The sequence below is a fragment of the Variovorax sp. Soil_C_19 genome (assembly GCF_057657255.1).
On the sequence record NZ_JBDGIV010000005.1, the window covers coordinates 420,253 to 439,413 of the forward strand.

Annotated in this window: 20 protein-coding genes; 9 read left to right on the top strand and 11 right to left on the bottom strand. The window is 68.5% G+C overall.

The features are described 5' to 3' along the window. The first annotated feature begins 50 nt into the window (after nt 1-50). Complete coding sequence (locus AC3A6R_RS14220) at nt 51-959, top strand: ketopantoate reductase family protein (RefSeq protein WP_487864661.1); 909 nt, start codon at nt 51-53, stop codon at nt 957-959. Here AC3A6R_RS14220 and gorA read toward each other — a convergent pair. The 5 genes from gorA to AC3A6R_RS14245 form a co-directional block, all read right to left on the bottom strand. After that, nucleotides 956-2,317: a glutathione-disulfide reductase gene (gene gorA / locus AC3A6R_RS14225; protein ID WP_487861058.1), complete on the bottom strand. Its 1,362-nt coding sequence runs from the start codon at nt 2,315-2,317 to the stop codon at nt 956-958. The genes AC3A6R_RS14220 and gorA overlap by 4 nt on opposite strands. Before the next feature lie 67 nt (nt 2,318-2,384). Beyond that, nucleotides 2,385-4,244, bottom strand: coding sequence for a DUF6600 domain-containing protein (locus tag AC3A6R_RS14230; protein WP_487864662.1), 1,860 nt, complete (start codon nt 4,242-4,244; stop codon nt 2,385-2,387). Nucleotides 4,245-4,392: 148 nt separating this feature from the next. After that, complete coding sequence (locus tag AC3A6R_RS14235; protein WP_487864663.1) at nt 4,393-6,351, bottom strand: TRAP transporter large permease; 1,959 nt, start codon at nt 6,349-6,351, stop codon at nt 4,393-4,395. After that, nucleotides 6,348-6,968: a TRAP transporter small permease subunit gene (locus tag AC3A6R_RS14240; protein WP_487861061.1), complete on the bottom strand. Its 621-nt coding sequence runs from the start codon at nt 6,966-6,968 to the stop codon at nt 6,348-6,350. Before AC3A6R_RS14240 ends, AC3A6R_RS14235 begins: the two co-directional genes overlap by 4 nt. Before the next feature lie 95 nt (nt 6,969-7,063). Next, nucleotides 7,064-8,179, bottom strand: a complete 1,116-nt coding sequence (locus AC3A6R_RS14245) for a TRAP transporter substrate-binding protein (RefSeq protein ID WP_487861062.1) — start codon at nt 8,177-8,179, stop codon at nt 7,064-7,066. 150 nt (nt 8,180-8,329) lie between these two features. Here AC3A6R_RS14245 and AC3A6R_RS14250 point away from each other — a divergent pair, with 150 nt between their 5' ends. Next, nucleotides 8,330-8,761, top strand: coding sequence for a rhodanese-like domain-containing protein (locus AC3A6R_RS14250; RefSeq protein ID WP_487864664.1), 432 nt, complete (start codon nt 8,330-8,332; stop codon nt 8,759-8,761). 73 nt (nt 8,762-8,834) lie between these two features. Here AC3A6R_RS14250 and lysM read toward each other — a convergent pair whose 3' ends face one another. After that, nucleotides 8,835-9,308: a peptidoglycan-binding protein LysM gene (lysM, locus tag AC3A6R_RS14255; RefSeq protein WP_487864665.1), complete on the bottom strand. Its 474-nt coding sequence runs from the start codon at nt 9,306-9,308 to the stop codon at nt 8,835-8,837. Nucleotides 9,309-9,442: 134 nt separating this feature from the next. On the opposite strand from lysM, the gene AC3A6R_RS14260 reads away from it, so the two are divergent. Further along, complete coding sequence (locus AC3A6R_RS14260; protein ID WP_487864666.1) at nt 9,443-10,225, top strand: type III pantothenate kinase; 783 nt, start codon at nt 9,443-9,445, stop codon at nt 10,223-10,225. A 15-nt stretch (nt 10,226-10,240) separates the two neighbouring features. Here AC3A6R_RS14260 and AC3A6R_RS14265 read toward each other — a convergent pair whose 3' ends face one another. Further along, nucleotides 10,241-11,056: a crotonase/enoyl-CoA hydratase family protein gene (locus AC3A6R_RS14265; protein ID WP_487864667.1), complete on the bottom strand. Its 816-nt coding sequence runs from the start codon at nt 11,054-11,056 to the stop codon at nt 10,241-10,243. 40 nt (nt 11,057-11,096) lie between these two features. Next, complete coding sequence (locus tag AC3A6R_RS14270; protein WP_487864668.1) at nt 11,097-11,945, bottom strand: 3-hydroxybutyryl-CoA dehydrogenase; 849 nt, start codon at nt 11,943-11,945, stop codon at nt 11,097-11,099. Between the two features lie 193 nt (nt 11,946-12,138). Between AC3A6R_RS14270 and purT the strand changes: the two genes are divergently transcribed. The 3 genes from purT to AC3A6R_RS14285 are packed head-to-tail and all read left to right on the top strand — an operon-like array spanning nt 12,139 to nt 14,799. After that, a complete protein-coding gene (gene purT, locus AC3A6R_RS14275) occupies nt 12,139-13,341 on the top strand; it encodes a formate-dependent phosphoribosylglycinamide formyltransferase (RefSeq protein WP_487864669.1) in 1,203 nt (400 codons plus the stop codon). A 30-nt stretch (nt 13,342-13,371) separates the two neighbouring features. Further along, nucleotides 13,372-14,328 (top strand): alpha/beta hydrolase, encoded by a 957-nt coding sequence (locus AC3A6R_RS14280; RefSeq protein ID WP_487861070.1) that lies wholly within the window; start codon nt 13,372-13,374, stop codon nt 14,326-14,328. A 9-nt stretch (nt 14,329-14,337) separates the two neighbouring features. Continuing rightward, on the top strand, nt 14,338-14,799 hold the full coding sequence (locus AC3A6R_RS14285; RefSeq protein WP_487864670.1) for an EVE domain-containing protein: 462 nt from the start codon (nt 14,338-14,340) through the stop codon (nt 14,797-14,799). A gap of 1 nt (nt 14,800) precedes the next feature. Here the strand turns inward: AC3A6R_RS14285 and AC3A6R_RS14290 are convergent, their stop codons facing one another. Together AC3A6R_RS14290 and AC3A6R_RS14295 are read right to left on the bottom strand one after the other, a co-directional pair. Continuing rightward, on the bottom strand, nt 14,801-15,454 hold the full coding sequence (locus AC3A6R_RS14290; protein WP_487864671.1) for a MarC family protein: 654 nt from the start codon (nt 15,452-15,454) through the stop codon (nt 14,801-14,803). 2 nt (nt 15,455-15,456) lie between these two features. Beyond that, nucleotides 15,457-16,203 (bottom strand): SDR family oxidoreductase, encoded by a 747-nt coding sequence (locus tag AC3A6R_RS14295; protein WP_487864672.1) that lies wholly within the window; start codon nt 16,201-16,203, stop codon nt 15,457-15,459. Nucleotides 16,204-16,276: 73 nt separating this feature from the next. Here AC3A6R_RS14295 and AC3A6R_RS14300 point away from each other — a divergent pair, with 73 nt between their 5' ends. Both AC3A6R_RS14300 and AC3A6R_RS14305 read left to right on the top strand, forming a co-directional pair. Continuing rightward, nucleotides 16,277-16,876, top strand: a complete 600-nt coding sequence (locus tag AC3A6R_RS14300; RefSeq protein WP_487864673.1) for a DsbA family protein — start codon at nt 16,277-16,279, stop codon at nt 16,874-16,876. Nucleotides 16,877-16,934: 58 nt separating this feature from the next. Then, nucleotides 16,935-17,618: a dienelactone hydrolase family protein gene (locus AC3A6R_RS14305; protein ID WP_487864674.1), complete on the top strand. Its 684-nt coding sequence runs from the start codon at nt 16,935-16,937 to the stop codon at nt 17,616-17,618. Here AC3A6R_RS14305 and AC3A6R_RS14310 read toward each other — a convergent pair whose 3' ends face one another. Continuing rightward, the gene (locus tag AC3A6R_RS14310) at nt 17,619-18,530 is read right to left on the bottom strand and encodes a LysR family transcriptional regulator (protein WP_487864675.1); all 912 of its coding nucleotides are present in this window, start codon (nt 18,528-18,530) and stop codon (nt 17,619-17,621) included. A gap of 253 nt (nt 18,531-18,783) precedes the next feature. Between AC3A6R_RS14310 and AC3A6R_RS14315 the strand changes: the two genes are divergently transcribed. Continuing rightward, nucleotides 18,784-19,152: a DUF4148 domain-containing protein gene (locus AC3A6R_RS14315; RefSeq protein WP_487861077.1), complete on the top strand. Its 369-nt coding sequence runs from the start codon at nt 18,784-18,786 to the stop codon at nt 19,150-19,152. Nucleotides 19,153-19,161 lie beyond the last annotated feature (9 nt).

The following is a 19,161-nucleotide window of genomic DNA, read 5'->3' on the forward strand; positions in this document are numbered from 1 at the left end:
TCGCTGCGGTTACCCTCCGCGGGTTGCTCCCGGCATGGAAAGGCAGGCAGATGAAGGTTGCGGTCATGGGCGCCGGCGCGGTCGGCTGCTATTACGGCGCGATGCTCGCGCGCGCGGGCCACGCGGTGGTGCTGATCGGCCGCGCGTCGCACGTGGAGGCGGTACGTGCCCACGGCCTGCGGCTTGAAACGAAAGCCTTCGACGAGCAGGTGCGGCTCGATGCGAGCACCGCACCGGCGGCGGTGCAGGGCGCCGACGTGGTGCTGTTCTGCGTCAAGTCGGCCGACACCGAGGCCGCCGCCGCCGAGCTGCGGCCGCACCTCTCGCCCGGCGCGCTGGTGCTGACGCTGCAGAACGGCGTCGACAACGATGCCCGCGTGCGCGCCGCGCTCGCCTGCGAGGTGGCCGCTGCCGTGGTCTACGTGGCGACCGAGATGGCTGGGCCCGGCCATGTGCGCCACCATGGCCGCGGCGAGCTGGTGATCGCGCCGTCGTCCAGGAGCGTCGAAGTTGCTGCGAAATTGATCGCCGCGGGCGTGCCCACGCAGGTCTCGGGCGACGTGCTCGGCGCGCTGTGGGCCAAGCTGGTGCTCAACTGCGCCTACAACGCGCTGTCGGCGGTGTCGCAGCTGCCCTATGGCGAGCTCGTGAACGGCGAGGGCGTGGCCGACGTGATCCGCGACGTGGTCGCCGAATGCCTGGCGGTGGCCCGTGCCGACGGCGTGGTGGTGCCGGGCGACACCGATGCGGCGCTGCGCGGCATTGCGCAGTCGATGCCGTCGCAGTCGTCGTCCACCGCGCAGGACCTGGCGCGCGGCAAGCCGACCGAGATCGACCACTTGAACGGCTTCATCGTGCGCCGCGGCGAGGCGCTCGGTATTCCCACGCCCGCCAACCGCGTGCTGCTCGTGATGGTGAAGCTGCTCGAAGGCAAGCAGCGGCCGCACACGGGTCGCTAACCCGGCATCGGCTCGCGCATCGTCACGAACTCCTCCGCCGCGGTCGGGTGGATGCCGATCGTGCTGTCGAACATCGCCTTGGTGGCACCCGCGCGCATGGCCACTGCGAAGCCCTGCACGATCTCGCCCGCGTCGGCACCCACCATGTGCAGGCCGACCACGCGGTCGCTCGCCTTGTCGACCACCAGCTTCATGAAGGTGCGCTCGCTGCGGCCCGAGAGCGTGTGGCGCAGCGACTTGAACTCGCTCGAGAAAACGGTGACCTCGCCGAACTTCACGCGCGCGCCAGCCTCGGTGTAGCCGCAGATGCCGATGTTCGGATGGGTGAACACGGCGGTCGGGATGTAGTCGTAGTCGAGTTTGCGCCGCCCCTGACCGAACAGCGCATCGACCACCACCATGGCCTCGGCGAGTGCCACCGGCGTGAGCGGCACGCGCGTGGAGACGTCGCCGACCGCGTAGATCGACGGAACCGAGCTGCGGTAGTGCGCATCGACCTCGATCGCGCCGTGTTCGCCGAGCGCCACGCCAGCGGCTTCTAGCCCGAGCGCCTGGGTGTTCGGCACGCGGCCGGTGGCGAAGAGCACGGTGTCGGCCTCGATCTCCTGGCCGCGCGCCAGCGTGACGACGACGCCGCCATCCGGTGCCCGCGCGATCGAGGCGGCCTCGCTGTTCAGGCGCACGTCCACGCCGGCCTTGCCCATCTCTTGCGCGACGAACTGGCGCACGTCGTCGTCGAAACCGGTGAGCAGGTGCGCGCGCCGGTGCAACTGCGTGACCTGGGCGCCGAGGCCGTTGAAGATCGAGGCGAATTCGCACGCGATGTAGCCGCCGCCGACCACCAGCAGCCGCTTCGGAAAAGGCTCGAGGTCGAACATGTCGTCGGAGGTGGCGGCCAGCGCGCGGCCCGGGATGTCGGGCACGAAGGGCGTGCCGCCGGTGGCCACCAGCAGGTGGCGTGCGGTGTGGCGCCGGCCGTCGACCTCGACCGTGTGGGGGTCGACGAGTTGCGCCCAGCCGGTGATGAGGCGCACGCCCGCGTTCTTCAGCAGCGCGGCATACACGCCGTTGAGCCGGGTGATCTCGCCGGCACGCTGCGCCTTCAGGTGTCCCCAGTCGAAGCGCGGCGCCGCCGGCAGCGTCCAGCCATAGCCTTCGGCTTCCTCGAACGACTCGGCGTAGCCGGCCGCGTAGCTGTAGAGCTTCTTCGGGATGCAGCCCACGTTGACGCAGGTGCCGCCGAGCGCGGCGGCCTCGGCCAGTGCGACGCGCGCACCCAGCTGCGCGGCCATGCGCGCGGCGCGGACACCGCCGCTGCCGCCGCCGATGACGAAAAGATCGAAGTCGAATGTGGCCATGGAAAGACGCTCCTTGCTGCCGACTGTAGCCGGCGGCTGGGGGCGTCGGTCGCGCGGGGCTGCGAACTCAGCGGTCGGGCGAGGTCATGAGACGGCGGCGCTCGTCGCTGCTTCGGCCCGGTGCCACCGGTTGCGGCTGCGGTGGCTGTACCCCGGGTGCGATGAAGCCGCGCTGCTGCTGCATCGCGCGAACCTGGGCTTCCTGCGCCTGGCGCATCGCGTTCTGCTGGGCTTGTTGCTGTGCCTGGAGCTGCTGCTGCGCCTGCACCGCGCGCTGCTGCGCCTGCTGCTGCTGGCGTTGCATCTGCTGTTGCGCCAGCGCCTGCTGTTGCGCGGCGCGCTGTTGCTGCTGCAGCACCTGCTGCTGTTGCTGTTGCTGTTGCTGCCGCTGAGCCTGCACCTGTTGTTGTTGCTGCTGCTGCAGTTGCTGGCGCTGCTGCCAGTCCTGCTGCTGGCGCCCCTGTTCGCGCTGCCACTCCATCTGCTTGCGCTGCTGCGGGAGCGGCTGCTGCTGCTGCACCTGCAACTGCTGGGACTGCTGCATCTGCCGGGCCTGCCGCGCCTGCTCGAAGCGCCGCTCCTGCTGCTCGCGCTGCATGAGCTGCGAGGGCGGCGCCACCGCGGCCGGCCGGCCGAAGCCGGCGCCGAAGTTGGTCAGCGGCACGCCGGGCATCGGCACCACCGGTCCGCGCATGAAGCGGTCGTCGGGCTGCCGCACCAGGTCGCGCCGGCCGAAGGCGCCGCGGCCGAAGCGCTCGGCCGGCAGCACGCTGACAGCGCCCGGCATCTGCTGGTTGGCATAGAGGCCGCTGCGCAGCTCGGCCTGCCGATCGCGCGAGGCCGCCATGCGGTTCACGCGGTCGATGTAGCCGGGGCTTGCACGGTAGCCGGGACGCCACGCTTCGCCGGGTGCGAGCGGGAACCAGCCCACGTCGCTGCGACCGTCGACAAAGCCGACCAGCGCAGGCGAATACACGGGCCGCGCCGTCGAGCGGCCCGGCACCCAGGCCCAGCGCGGGCCCACGCGGGTCCAGCGGCCGTAGTGGAACGGCGCGAAACCCCAGGGCGCCGCATCGACCCAGGTCAGGCCCCAGGGTGCGATGTTGACCCACTGTCCGTCGCGATAGGGCGCCCAGTCGGCATCGACACTGCGCGGGAACCAGACGGCGCCGTGGCCGGGGTCGTTCTGCCAGTCGCCGTAGGCGTCGAGCTGCTGGTAGCCGACCACCTCGCGCGATACATAGCGCGCCGAGACCGACTGGTCTTCCAAGCGGTTGCGCTCGGCCACCCATGCGTCGAAGCTGGCGTTCGGGGGCGGTGCGCCGCCGCTGGTCTGGAGGTTGCGGCCCGAGACGGTGAGTTGCTGGCGTGCGTCGAGCCGTTGCGATTCGCCGTTCTCGCCGTAGAGCGTGGCGCGGCCCGAGGCGACCGCGATCCAGGTGCTGTCGGCGTCGGGGTTGGCCGAGATGCGGTACTCGCCCGGCGCGTCGATCACCACCGCGAGGTTGCCGGTGTCGATCTCGAAGCGCTGGCCGGCGATGTCGTCGCGCACGCGCAGCTGCAGCTCGCCCTGGTTCGCGGTCAGGCGCACGGTGTCGTCGTCGAGCTCGGAGAATTCCACGTGCGACTGGCCGTCCATGCGCAGCGTCGTCGAGCCGATGTGGACCTCGGCGCGCGCGGCACGGTCGGTCCAGATTCGGTCGCCGGTGGTCAGGGGGCGGTTCGGCTGCGCGTCGTACCAGCGCTCGTCGCCGGCCGGCGCGAAGCTCACGCTGCCTTGCTGCTGGGTGAGGCGCGCCACGCGGCCTGGCGGGTCTTGCTGCGCGGTGGCGGCCGCGCCGAGGCACAGCAGCGCAAGGCCGAGCAGCCATCGGTGCAGCGGGCGTTGAGAAAGAAGGGGAAGAGGGGAGCAGCCGGAGCGGTTCATTGGGATGTCTCTGGTGGGCCGGACGGGCACCGGCGGATTCTGTTGCAACGCGCGAGAATCCGCCGGCGCCGTCAGCGCAAGCCGACTGCTTGGTGAAGCGCAGGTACATTCGGCAACCGCATGTAATGCGGACCACCGAATGGCCTGCTTACTTGTACAGCAGCTGCGGCAGCCAGAGCCCGATCTGCGGCCAGATGTAGAGCAGCACGATCGCAAGGATCTGGATGCCCATGAACGGCAGCATGCCCAGGAAGATCTGGTTCAGCGTGACGTGCGGCGGGCTCACGCCCTTGAGGTAGAAGGCCGCCATCGCCACCGGCGGCGACAGGAACGCGGTCTGCAGGTTCATCGCCACCAAGAGGCCGAAGAACAGCGGATCGACGCCGAAGTTGTCGAGCAGCGGGATGAAGATCGGCATGAAGATCACGATGATCTCGGTCCATTCGAGCGGCCAGCCCAGCAGGAAGATGATGACCTGGCTCAGCACCAGGAACTGCACCTTCGTGAGGTTCATGCCGAGCACCCATTCCTCGACCAGCGCCTGTCCGCCAAGCAGCGCGAACGCGGCCGAGAAGATGGCCGAGCCGACGAACAGCCAGCACACCATGGCCGAGGTCTTGGCCGTGAGGAACACCGATTCCTTGAGCACCGCAAGGTTGAGCCGCCGGTAGGCCGCGGCCAGCAGCATGCCGCCGAGCGCGCCCATCGCGGCCGCCTCGGTGGGCGTGGCAAGGCCGAGCACGATCGAGCCGAGCACCGAGAGGATCAGCAGCACCAGCGGGAAGAACGAGCCCAGCAGCATCTTGAAGATCTCGAGCCGCGCGAAGCTCAGGAACAGGTAGAACAGCGTGGTGAGCGCGCCGAAGATGGCGAACATGGCCCACCACCAGGTGGGCGCGGGGCGCACCGAGGCACCCTCGGCCGGCTGTGCTTCGGCCGCGGCCGCAGCGGCGGGTGCCGGCGGCGGCGCAGCGGCACCGGGCGGCTCCGCGAGCGGCGCCGAAGCTGCGGGTGCCTCGGCCGAAGGCGGCTCCTGCAGTCCGCCTTCGGTCGGCGGCTCTTGGAGGCCGCCGTCCGTGGGCGGTTCCTGCAGCCCGCCCGCGGTCGCCTCTTCCGGCGCATTGCTGCCGCGCGTGGCGCCGATCTCCTGGATCTCGTAGCGCTCCTCGGCTTCGACCGTGGTCACGGCCTTGTAGCTGAAACCGGCGAACAGCAGGAACAGCACCCCGGGCAGCACGACGATGCAGAGCTGCCGCAGGATGTGCGAGAACGGTACCTCGGCATTGCGCCGGCCCTTCAGCAGCCCGACCACCGCATGGGCGGCGGGGCTGTCGGCCAGGCGCTGCGACAGCGGTGGCAGAGGCACCGCGCGTTCCGCCATCGACAGCGGCGGCGCCCACTGCGGCTTGAGCCATGCGATGAGAATCACGTACAGCACGTAGAGCGTCGCGAGCATCAGCCCCGGAAAGAATGCGCCGGCATAGAGCTGTACCACCGAGACGCCGGCCGTCGCGCCGTAGACGATCAGCAGCACCGACGGCGGGATCAGGATGCCGAGGCAGCCGCCCGCCGTGATGGCGCCCGCGGCCAGCGGCACGCTGTAGCCGGCGCGCAGCATCGATGGCAGCGCGAGCAGGCCCATCAGCGTGACGACCGCGCCGACGATGCCGGTCGCCGTGGCGAAGATGGTGCAGGTGACCAGCGTCGCTACCGCGAGCGCACCCGGCAGCCGCGCGAGCGCGAGGTGCAGGCTCTTGAAGAGCGACTCGATGAGGTTCGCTCGCTCGACCAGGTAGCCCATGAAGACGAACAGCGGCACCGCGATCAGCACGTCGTTGGCCATGGTCTTGTAGGCCGACTGCACCATCAGGTCGAGCGTGCGGTGCCAGTCGCGGTCGTAGGCCAGCCAGGTGAAGAGCATGCCCATGCCCATCAGCGTGAAGGCGGTGGGAAAGCCCAGCATGATCGCCACCACCACGAGCGAGAGCATCAGAAGGCCCAGGTGGCCGTCGGTGATGGTGTCGACGCTCAGCAGCATCGCGGCCGCGCCGATGACAATCAGCGCCATGAACGTGAGGCCGAACCAGAGTTCGCGGCGGATCGTCATCGCGCACCCTCCCTGGCCGCCACCACGCGGTCGAGCGCGGCGATGTCCTCGTCCTTCACGTGCACCATCTGTTTGAGCTTGTCGACGTCGACCTCTTCAACGTCGGCCTCACGCGAGGGCCAGGCGCCGGTCTGCAGGCACAGCACGCAGCGGATGATCTCGACCAGCCCCTGCAGCAGCAGCGTGAAGCCCGCGAGCGGAATGACGAACTTGAATGGATAGAGCGGCAGCGGATCGGCCGAGAAGGTCTGCTCGCGGATGGCGAGCGACTCGCCCGCGTAGATCCAGCCGGCCCAGGTCAGTGCCACGATGCCGGGCAGGAAGAAAACGATGTAGAGCACCAGGTCGAACAGCGCCTGCGTGCGGGGGCGAAAGAATCCGTAGAGCACGTCGCCGCGCACATGGCCGTTCTTCGACAGCGTGTAGGCGCCCGCGGTCATGAACATGGTGCCGTACAGCATGATCTGCATGTCGAGCACCCAGGCATGCGGATGGTTCAGCACGTAGCGTGAGAACACCTCCCAGCTGATCAGGAGCGTGAGCAACAGCGCACACCAGGCGAAGGTCTTGCCGACCCAGGTCGAGAAGCGATCGACGGCCAACAGGAAAGATTGCATCGAGAAGAACTCCTGGCTGCGGCCGGCGCAGCATGGATGTGCATGAAACAGGGAGGGCACCGTGCGGTGCCCTCGGGGTCAACGACGGATCGCGTTCAGGATTTTTTCGCCTTGGCGCCGAAGTAGTGGTTGTAGGCCATCTTGAAATCGACCGTGTAGTCGTTCTGCCACTGGCCGGCGCGTTCCGCGAAGGCTTTCTGCGAGTCGAGCACCTTCTTGAACATCGGGTTCTCCTCGGCCTTCTTGGCGATGGTCTTGTCCCACGAGGCGAGCTGCGCGCGCAGGATGGCATCGGGCGTCTTGTAGAACTTGACGCCGGCCTTCTTGAGTTCGATGTAGTCCTGCGAATTGCGCTGGATGGCCTTCCAGCTCATGTCGGCGCTCGCCGCCTGCACCGCGTAGTCGATCATCGACTTGAGCTCGGCCGGCAGCGCCGCGAGCTTGCCCTTGTTGAACAGGATCTCGAACTGCTCGCCCGACTGGTGGAAGCTTTGCAGCATGCAGTTCTTCGCCACGTCGGGAAAGCCCAGCACGCGGTCGCTCGAGGCGTTGTTGAACTCGGCCGCATCGATCAGGCCGCGGTCGAGCGCCGGCACGATCTCGCCGCCCGGCAGCGGGTTGACGGCGGTGCCCATGTCGGTGAACACGTCCACCGCCAGGCCGACGGTGCGGAACTTCAGGCCCTTCATGTCCTCGGCGCGCGCCACTGGCTTCTTGAACCAGCCGAGCGGCTGTGTTGGCATGGGGCCGTACAGGTACGACACCACGTCGAGGTTCAGGCTCTTGTAGATCTCATCGATCAGCGCCTTGCCGCCGCCGTAGTTGTGCCAGGCCAGGATCATGTTGGCGTCCATGCCATAGGTCGGTCCCGATCCCCAGAGCGCGAGCGCCGAGTTCTTGCCGTACCAGTAGGCAACCACGCCATGGCCGCCGTCGAGCGTGCCCTTGGCCACCGCGTCGAGCAATTGGAACGCGGGCACCACCGAGCCGGCAGGCAGGACCTCGATCTTCAGCCGGTTGCCGGCCATGTCGTTGACCTTCTTGGCGAAGTCCTGCGCATATTCGTGGAAGATGTCCTTCGCGGGCCAGGTGCTCTGGAAACGCAGCGAAGTGGTCTGCGCCATGCTGACCATCGGCGCCGACATCGCGCCCGCGGCCACGGCCGCGCCCTTGAGAAGATTGCGGCGGCGAGGCGATTTGCTGTCTGTCATGTGGTTGTCTCCATGTAGATTCGTTCTGGAAAATCCAGACCCCCATCTTTTGTGTGACATGTAAGCGAGACAAACAGGGTTTTCACGAACGGGTGAGCAATTGAGGGGACCACGCTGCGGGTAACCCCTGCCGAACGAAAGGATGCAGAAATGAGTGAACCGAATGGGGAAAGGCGCGCGGCGAAGCCCGCCGAGGGCTATGCGGGCGACGTCACGCCCGCGCAGGCGGCGCAATGGATGGCGAGCGGCGAGGCCGTGATGGTCGACGTGCGCAGCGACGCCGAGCGCGAATGGGTCGGCTTCGTCCCCGGCGCGATGCCGGTGGCCTGGAAGCAATGGCCGGGCATGGCGATGAACCCCGGCTTCGACGAGGGCGTGCGCGCCGCGGCCGAAGGCGGCAAGCGGCTCGTGCTGCTGTGCCGCAGCGGCGTGCGCTCGGTCGCCGCTGCGAAGCGCGCCACCGAACTGGGGCTGGAGGCCTACAACATCCTCGAGGGATTCGAGGGCAATCCCGACGAGAACGGACATCGCGGGCATTTGGGCGGCTGGCGCATGCGCGGGCTGCCGTGGCGGCAGAACTAGCCGCCAACCCACAAAAAAAGGCCCGCCGGTGCCGGCGGGCCTTTTTGCCATGTCGCTGCGACCTGAAGGCGGATCACTGAAGCGGCGGAATGCGCAGCTTCTGGCCCGGATAGATCTTGTCGGGATGGCTCAGCATCGGCTTGTTGGCCTCGAAGATCTGGTTGTACTTGTTGGCATCGCCGTAGTACTTCTTCGAGATGGCCGAGAGCGTGTCGCCCTTGACCACGTCGTGGTACTGGGCCGGCGGGGCGGGCGGCGCGGCGAGGTTGTTCTCGACGCTCGTGACGTTGGCCACGTTGCCCGCGGCGAGCGCGGCCTTCTCGCTGGCTTCCTGCGAAGGCGCCTTGCCTGCAAGGGTGACCACGCCGCTGCTCGCGGTGTAGGTCACTGCGAGTTCGCTGAGGCCGAGGTTCTGCGTCTCGATGTAGGTCTTGATGGCGGCAGCGGCGGCCTGGTTGGCGTCGGGGCCCTCGGGTGCGGCGGCATGTGCCGACGATCCTCCGAACAGCTTTTCCCCGGCTTCCTTGATGAAACTCAGCAAACCCATGATTTTCTCCTTGCGGCCTGGTTGGATGGAATCGCGAATGTACCGGTGAAACGTGGCAGCCGCGAGTAGGCCCGTGCCGCGTATGGGACTGTCAGGCCAGCCGGACTAACAACAAAGTCGCAATAATGCCGCGCATGGCCTCCCCTTTCCTCGCGATCGACATCGGCAACACCCGCCTGAAATGGGCGCTCTACGATGCCGCGCTTCCGGGCGCTGCACTGCTCGCACATGGCGCCGAGTTCCTCGACCACATCGAGCGGCTGGCCGACGGCCCCTGGGCCGAACTGCCCGCGCCGGGCGCGATGCTCGGCTGCGTGGTGGCCGGCGATGCGGTGCGCCGCCGCGCCGAGGAGCAGGTAACCGAACGTTTTTTCGACTGCGTGCCGCGCTGGGTGGTCGCGAGCGCGGCCGAGGCCGGCATCGTCAACGGCTACGACCATCCGACCCGGCTCGGCGCCGATCGCTGGGTGGCGATGATCGGCGCGCGCCACCGCACGCTGGCCGCGGGGCCGGCCCGGCCGATGGTGGTGGTGCTGATCGGCACCGCGGTCACGGTCGAGGCGGTGGACGCGAGCGGCAGGTTCCTGGGCGGGTTGATCCTGCCGGGTCACGGCATCATGCTGCGCGCGCTCGAGTCGGGCACCGCCGGCCTGCACGTGCCGACCGGCGAAGTGCGCGAGTTCCCCACCAACACCAGCGACGCGCTGACCAGTGGCGGCACCTATGCGATCGCCGGCGCCGTCGAGCGCATGGTGCAGCATGTGCGCTCGCACTGCGGCACCGAGCCCGCCTGCTACATGACGGGTGGCGCGGGCTGGAAGATGGCGCCCGCGATGAACGGGCATTTCGAACTCGTCGACAGCCTCATCATGGACGGGCTGCTGGTCATCGCGCGCGAGCGCGACAGCAGCGCCTGACCGCGGCGCCGGACCTCAGCGCCCGCTGAAGCGCGCGGGACGGCGCTCGACGAAGGAACGCACCCCTTCGGCCGCGTCCTCGCTGTTGGAGAGCCGCTTCTGCGTCTCGATGAATTCCGCCACGGCCGCGAGCGGTCCCTGCTCGACCGCCTTGATCGCATTGAGCCGCGTCGCGACCACCGCGAGCGGTGCCTGCGCAGCAATGCGCTCGGCGATCGCCAGCGCCGCATCGAGTTCCTGTCCCGCGGGCACCACCTTCTGCACGAAATTGAGGCGATAGGCCTCGGCGCTGTCGAACTCATCGGCCGTGAGCAGGTGCAGCATCGCATTGCCCAGGCCCGCGCGTTCGGCCATGCGCAACGTGGCGCCGCCGGTGGCCATGATGCCGCGCTGCACTTCCATCTGCGAGAAGCGGCAGTTGTCGGCCGCCACCACGATGTCGGCGCCGAGCATCAGTTCGATGCCGACCGTGAAGCAGATGCCCTTGACCGCAACCACCATCGGCTTGGTGCGGCGGCGATAGCCCGCCAGCCCGAAGTCGTGCGGCTCGACCAGGCCCTGTGGAATCGCCTTCTCGCCGCGCTTCATGTATTCGGCGACCGCCGGCAGGTCGAGGCCGGCCGTGAAATGGTCGCCGAACGCATGCAGCACGCCCACGCGCAGTTCGGGGTCGTCGTCGAGCCGGGTGTAGGCCTCGGCCAGCTGCCGGAACATCGGCGGCGTCCAGCCATTGCGCTTGGCGGGCCGGTTGATGCCGATCAGCAGCACGTGGCCGATCACCTGGGTGTCGATGCAGCCTTCGGCGGGCGGGGTGGTGGGGGCGATGGTCATGGTGCGTGTCTCCTTGTCTGCCTTGTTCGTGCCTGCGCGCTCAGTACGTGTAGACGCCGCGCCCCGTCTTGCGGCCCAATTGCCCCGCCGCGACCATTTCCTTCAGCAGCGGGCAGGGGCGGTACTTCGAATCGCCGAACTGTTCGAGATAGACCTCCATCACGGCCAGGCAGACGTCGAGGCCGATCATGTCGGCCAGCGCGAGCGGCCCGATGGGCTGGTTGCAGCCGAGCTTCATGCCGGCGTCGATGTCTTCGGCGGTCGCGATGCCTTCGGACAGCACGAAGAAGGCCTCGTTGATCATCGGCACCAGGATGCGGTTGACCACGAAGCCCGGCGCGTTCTTCACCGTGATCGGCGACTTGCCGAGGCGCTCGGCGAGCGCCTTGACCGCGTCGTGCGTGGCGTCGCTCGTGAGGTAGCCGCGGATCAGCTCCACCAGCGCCATCATCGGCACCGGGTTGAAGAAGTGCATGCCGATGAAGCGGTCGGCGCGCGAGGTGGCGGCCGCGAGCTGTGTGATCGAGATCGACGAGGTGTTCGACGCGATGATCACTTCGGGCGCCAGCATCTCGTCGATCTGCTTCAGGATCTTGAGCTTGAGCGCGTGGTTCTCGGTGGCGGCCTCGATCACGAGCTGCGCGCCCTTCAGGTCTTCGTAGTTCGTCGAGCCCTTCACCAGCGCGAGCGCGGCCGCCTTCTGCCCGGCCGTGAGCTTTTCCTTCTTGATCAGCCGGTCGAGGCTGCCCGAGATCGTGGCCAGGCCCTTGTCGACCGCCGCCTGGGCGATGTCGACCATCACCACGTTGACGCCCGACACGGCGCAGGCCTGCGCGATGCCGTTGCCCATCGTTCCGGCGCCGATGATGCCGACAGTCTGGATAGCCATGAGAGAACTCCTTCAGGAAAGACGAAAAACAGAGAAAAAAGAGGGGGTGCGCGGTTGCGGCCGCGTCAGGTCTTCGATTGTGGATCAGCGCCCCGGCGGTGCCGTTGCCGCGTGTGACACGGCCGGCGCGGGTGGCTTACAGTGCGGCGGTCGTCTTTTTTTCTTCGCTTTTTTGTCCCTCTTCGAACCGACCATGACCACCCTCGGCACCCCTCTTTCCCCTTCCGCCACCCGCGTGATGCTGCTCGGCTCGGGCGAGCTCGGCAAGGAGGTGCTGATCGCCCTGCAGCGCCTCGGCGTCGAGACCATCGCCGTCGACCGCTACGAGAACGCGCCGGGCCACCAGGTGGCGCACCATGCGCGCACCATCACGATGAGCGACCCCGATCAGCTCAAGGCGCTGATCGAGGCCGAAAAACCACATCTCGTGGTGCCCGAGATCGAAGCCATCGCCACGCCGATGCTGCAGCAGCTCGAGGACGCGGGCGTGGTGCGCGTGATTCCCACGGCGCGCGCCGCGCGCCTCACGATGGACCGCGAAGGCATCCGCCGCCTTGCCGCCGAGACGCTGGGGGTGCCGACCAGCCCCTACAGGTTCTGCGACTCCCTGCCCGAACTGCAGGCCGCGATCGACGAGGGCATCGGTTATCCCTGCATCGTCAAGCCCGTGATGAGCAGCTCGGGCAAGGGCCAGAGCAAGATCGACGGCCCGGCCGACGTGCAGAAGGCCTGGGACTACGCCATGGCCGGCGGCCGCGTCAGCCATGGCCGCGTGATCGTCGAGGGCTTCATCGACTTCGACTACGAGATCACGCTGCTCACCGTGCGCGCCAAGGACGCGGCCGGCGCGGTGCAGACGCAGTTCTGCGAACCGATCGGCCATGTGCAGGTCAGCGGCGACTACGTCGAGAGCTGGCAGCCGCATCCGATGGCGCCAGCCGCGCTGCGGAAGGCACAGCAGATCGCCCAGGCCGTCACGGCCGACCTGGGCGGCCAGGGCCTGTTCGGTGTCGAGCTGTTCGTGAAGGGCGACGAAGTCTGGTTCAGCGAGGTGAGCCCGCGTCCGCACGACACCGGCATGGTCACCATGGCCACCCAGTGGCAGAACGAATTCGAGCTGCATGCGCGCGCGATCCTCGGACTTCCGGTGGACACCACGCTCAAGAGCCCGGGCGCGAGCGCGGTGATCTATGGCGGCGTCGATGCCGCGGGCATCGCGTTCGACGGCGTGGCCGAGGCGCTGCAGGTGCCCGGCAGCGATGTGCGGCTGTTCGGCAAGCCCGAGAGCTTCGCGAAGCGCCGCATGGGCGTGGCGCTGGCGCACGCGGCCGACGTGCAGACGGCACGCGCCAACGCCAAGGAAGCCGCCTCGCGCGTGAAGCCGCGCAAGGCCTGAACAACAACCGCTGCCCGATCGGAGCTTGCCATGCTGCATCCCCAGGCCCGCGCGCTGCTCGATTTGATCGCGGCGCGCGGCGTTCCGCCGACGCACACGCTCTCGCCCGCCGAGGCGCGGGCCGTCTATCTCGAGCGCCGTGCCGCCACGCAGCCGGCACCGCCGCCGGTCGCCGAGGTCCGCGCGCTCGCGGCCCAGGGGCCGCATGGCGCGATCCCGATGCGGCTCTACCGCCCGCTCGGTGCCGCTGCCGACGCGGCGCTGCCGGCGCTGGTGTACCTGCATGGCGGCGGCTGGGTCATCGGCGACCTGGACACGCACGACGTGCTGTGCCGCTCGCTGGCGAACGGCGCAGGCTGCGCGGTGCTGTCGGTCGACTATCGCCTCGGGCCCGAGCACCGCTTTCCGGCCGCCGTGGACGACGCCATCGCGGCCACGCGCTGGGTGCACGGCCAGGCGGCCTCGCTCGGTCTCGATGCCGCCCGCCTTGCGATCGGCGGCGACAGCGCGGGCGGCAACCTCGCGGCGGTGGTGGCGATCGCCGCGCGCGATGCCGGCGACCTGCCGCTTGCATTCCAGCTGCTGGTCTACCCGGCCACCGACATGCGCCGCGGCCATCCGTCGCACCAGGCGAACGGGCAGGGCTACCTGCTCACGACCGATTCGATGCGCTACTACCACGACCACTACATCGACGACGCCCGGCACGACACCGACTGGCGCGCGTCGCCGCTGCTGCACCCCGACCTGTCGCGCCTGCCGCCGGCGCTGGTGCTCACCGCCGGCTTCGATCCGCTGCGCGACGAAGGCATGGCCTATGCCGAGGCGCTCACCGCGGCCGGCAACCGCGCGGCGTACGTCTGCTTCGAGCGCCAGATCCATGGCTTCATCACCATGGGCAAGGTGCTCGACGAGGCGAACACCGCCGTCGCGCTGTGCTGCGCGGAACTGCGACGCGCATTCGAATCCGGCAACCCGAGCTCCTGAGGTGGCGCCATGCCCAACTACTGGCTGATGAAATCCGAGCCCGACGAGGTGTCGATCGACGATGCGCTCGCCGCGCCCGATGCCACCGTCGCGTGGACCGGCGTGCGCAATTACCAGGCACGCAACTTCATGCGCGATGGCATGCAGGTCGGCGACGGGGTGCTGTTCTATCACTCGAGCTGCCCCGAGCCCGGCATCGCAGGCCTTGCGCGCGTGGCCTCGGGCGTGAAGCCCGATCCCACGCAGTTCGATCCGAAGTCGCCGTACTACGACGCGGCCTCGAAGCCCGACGCACCGCGCTGGCTGCTGGTCGACGTGCAGGCCGTGCGCAAGACGCGGCTGCTGTCGCTGCCCGAGTTGCGCGCGAAGCCCGAACTCGCCGACATGGTGGTGCTGCGCAAGGGCAACCGGCTGTCGATCACGCCGGTGGAGCCGGCGCACTGGCGCATCGTCGAAAAGATGCTGGCCTGAATCAGGCCGCGCGCTGGAGGATGGGAAACAGCTTGCCGAGCCCGTCCGCCATCACCTCGACCGCGAGCGCCGCGAGGATCAGGCCCATGAGCCGGGTCATGATGTTGATGCCGGTCTTGCCGAGCACGCGCGCGATCGGCTGCGCGAGCGAGAAGGCCAGCGCCGTCGCGAGCGCCACCACCACGCCGTAGCCCACGAGCAGCGCGAGCTCCCACAGGCGCTGCGCCTTGTCGGCGTAGATCACCACCGTCGAGATCGTGGCGGGCCCGGTGAGCAGCGGAATCGTGAGCGGCACGACCGCGATCGATGCGCCCATCGAGGCCTTGACCTCGGTGGCCCGCAACTCCTCCACGTTGGTCTTGCTCTCGGCCGGCTTCGCATGGAGCATCGACAGCGAGCTCATGAGCAGCAGCAGGCCGCCGCCGACCTGGAAGCTCGCAATCGAGATGCCGAAGAACGACAGCAGCTGCAGCCCGAGCAGTGCGCTCACCGCGATCACCACGAAGGCGCTGAAGGCCGACATGCGCACCGTGTGGCGGCGCTGCGCATCGGAGTAGCCCTGCGTGTAGTGGATGAAGAAGGGCACGATGGCCAGCGGGTTGACGATGGCCACCAGCGTGACCAGCGGCTTGATCAAGTCCATCGATGTGCTCATGCCTACCTTCCCCCGGTCACGTCGAGCAGCGCCATGGTCGTGTAGCTGGCTTCGGGCGACAGCAGCCAGACGATGGCGTTGGCAATTTCCTCGGCGCTGCCGGTGCGCTGCATCGGCACGGTCGGCGCGAGTTCGGCGGCGCGTTCGGGCATGCCGCCCGAGGCGTGGATGTCGGTGTCGATCAGGCCGGGGCGGACCGCGTTGACGCGGATGCCCTCGGCCGCCACTTCCTTCGCGAGGCCGATCGTGAAGGTGTCGATCGCGCCCTTGCTCGCCGCATAGTCGACGTACTGGCCGGGCGAGCCGAGCCGCGCCGCGCCGCTCGAGACGTTGACGATGGCGCCGCCCGCGCCGCCGTGGCGCGGGCTCATGCGCCGCACCGCCTCGCGTGCGCAGACGAAGCTGCCGATCACGTTGATGCGGAACATGCGTTCGAGGCGCGCCACGCTCATTTCGTCGACGCGGGCGCGCATGTCGACCACGCCGGCATTGTTGACCAGCGCCGTGAGGCGGCCGAGTCGGGCGTCGATCTTCTCGAACATCGCGAGCACCTGGGCCTCGTCGCCCACGTCGGCCTGCACGGCGATGGCGGTGCCGCCGCCCGCGCGGACCGTGCGCACCACTTCGTCGGCGGCGAGCGAGTTGTGCGCGTAGTTGACCGCCACCGCATAACCGCGCCGTGCCGCGAGCAGCGCGGTGGCGGCGCCGATGCCGCGGCCGCCACCGGTGACCAAGAGTACCTGCTCCAAATCCGACCTCCTGCACAGAAACTGCGCGTCAGTTAAAACGGTTGGCTTGGATTACATCACCGAGGGCGAGCGCATGAGCCGTACAGTCGACTATTACTTTGCGCCGCAGAGTCCCTGGACCTACCTGGGCCACGCGCGCTTTGCCGCCATCGCTTCGGCCGCCGGCGCCACCGTGCGGGTGCGGCCGGTGGACCTGGGCAGCGTCTTTCCGATCTCGGGCGGGCTGCCGCTCGGCAAGCGCGCCCCGCAGCGACAGGCCTACCGCCTGGTCGAACTGGCGCGGTTCTCGCGGCACCTCGGGCTGCCGCTCAACCCCAAGCCCAAGTTCTTCCCGGTGGCGAGCGACGACGCGGCACGGGTCATCATCGCGGTCGACCTGCATGACGGCACCGAGGCCGCCATGCGCATGTGCGCAGCGGTGTTCGCGGCGGTGTGGGTGCAGGAGCGCAACATCGGCGACCCGAAGGTGCTCGAGGCGCTGATCGCGGAATGCGGGCTGCCGCCCAAGCGCTCGGAACAGTCGCAGAGCCAGACCGTGCAGGAGCGTTACGAGGCCTACACGCAGGAAGCCATCGACATTCAGGTGTTCGGCGCACCGAGCTATGTGATCGACGGCGAGATCTTCTGGGGCCAGGACCGGCTCGATTTCGTCGAGCGCGCGCTGCGCCCGTGACCGCGGCGCCAGCGGCCGCCGTCTTCTTCATCCACTTGCCATCAGGAGCATGACAACCATGGGCCAATTCATCGATCTCACCGCCAAGGACGGCTTCGCCTTTCCGGCCTACGTGGCCGAACCCGCGGGCACGCCGCGCGGCGCGATCGTCGTGCTGCAGGAGATCTTCGGCGTCAATTCGCACATCCGGTCGGTGGCCGACGGCTACGCGGCCGAGGGCTACCTCGCGGTGGCGCCATCGACCTTCCACCGCGTGCAGCCCGGTGTCGACATCGGCTACGGGCCCGACGACATGAAAGCCGGCTCGGCGCTCAAGGCCGCGGTCGAGGCGCTGCCGGCACCCGGTGTGCTGCAGGACGTGGAGGCCGCCGTGGCCTATGCGGCCAAGGCCGGCAAGGTGGGCATCGTCGGCTACTGCTGGGGCGGCCTGCTGACCTGGCGCGCCGCGAGCCTGATCCCGGGCCTGGCCGCGGTCGTGCCTTACTACGGCGGCGGCATGACCTCGCCCGACGAAAGCGCGCGCCAGCCGAAGGTGCCGGTGCTCGCGCACTTCGGCAAGCGCGACCACTGGATCCCGATCGACAGCGTCGAGGCGTTCGGCAAGGCACACCCCGACGTGGAGGTGCACGTCTACGAGGCGGACCACGGCTTCAACTGCGACCAGCGCGGTGCATACGACGCCGAATCGGCCAAGCTCGCGCGTTCGCGCACGCTGGCGTTCTTCGGCCAGCACGTGGGCTGATCAGGGCTTGTTCTTGCGGGCTACAGCGCCCTTGCCGACGCGCGTCTGCAGGAAGTCGAGCAGCGCACGCAGCGCGGCGCTGTTGTGGCGCCGCTGCAGGTAGGCGGCCGAGAGCCACATGTCCTTGCGCGCATGGTCCTGCAGCACGGGCACCAGCTCGCCTTCGTCGATGTGCGACTGGACCAGGAGCGACGGCAGGTAGATCACGCCGAAGCCGCGCATCGCAACCTGGATCAGCGGCGCGCCCTCGGTGCAGTCCATGCGGCTCCTCACAGCCACGTCGAGCGGTGCGCCACCGTCGTCGAAGCGCCAGACCGGCTGCGTGCCGAGCAGCGAATGCGTGAGCGCGTCGTGATTGGCGAGTTCGCCCGGATGCGCCGGCTTGCCGTGCTTCTTCCAGTAGGCCGGAGAGGCGCAGACCACCATCTCCATCTGCAACAGCTTGCGCACGATGAGGTTGGCGTCTTCCACCGGGCCGCTGCGGATGTCGACGTCGATGCCTTCCTCCGCGAGGTCGACCGTGCGGTTGGTCAATTGCAGGCTGATGCTCACGTCGGGGTAGTAGCGCATGAAGTCGGCCAGAAGGCTCGGGAACTCGCCGTTGCCCATGCCGTGCGGCGCCGAAATCCGCAGCCGGCCGCCGGGCTGCCGCGCGCGCTCCTGCAGTTCGGCCTGGGTCAGCTCGACCATCTCGAGCACCGGCGTGCTGCGCTCGAGCAGCAACTGCCCGGCGTCGGTCAGGCTCACCGACCGCGTGGACCGGTTGAGCAGGCGCACGCCGAAGCGGGTCTCGAGCTCGGCCACGTACTTGCTCACCGTGGCCTTGGACATCGACAGCTTCTTGGCCGCCTGCGAGAAGCTGCCCTGCGAAGCGACCTCCCTGAAGGTTTTGATCAGATCGAGACTGTCCATGTCGAAGCGCCCTTGTTCTTTTCCGCGCGGCCCGCGGGGTGACGCGATTTTCCAGGGTTTTGGCGGCGGGATGCGCCAGCGGCCGGTCCTTGCGCCGGGTCACGCCGCGGTTCGTCATTGTTTCAATAGAGGAAACACGGTGTCTCTGTTCCGCATGTTTTGCTAACGAATTTCAGCAGGACACTCGCCGCACAGGTGAGCGAACCAGCGAGCCTGGTGGACGAACCATCCAACGAACACAAGGAACTGAAAAATGAAGACCTCGCACCTCCTCGCCGCCGCTGCCATCGCCGTTCTGGCCGCCACCGGCGCCCAAGCCGAAACCTACGAAGGCGTGAACACCGCCATCTCCACCAAGAGCCGCGACGAAGTCAACGCCGAAGCCGTGCGTGCCGCCTCGGCACCGAACCAGAACGTGACCCGCGGGTCGCGCGGCCCGGAAACGGTCGCCGTGTCGAAGGACCGCGCGCTCGTCGAAGCCGAAGCGATCCGTGCGGCCCACGCGCCTGACCAGAACGTGACGGGCGGCTCGCGCGTCAACAGCAAGGTCGTTTCGACCATGCCCCACCCGATGGACGCCCGCGTCCAGGCCCAGCAAGGCTCGGGCGCCGTCGCCAAGTAAGGCCGGCGA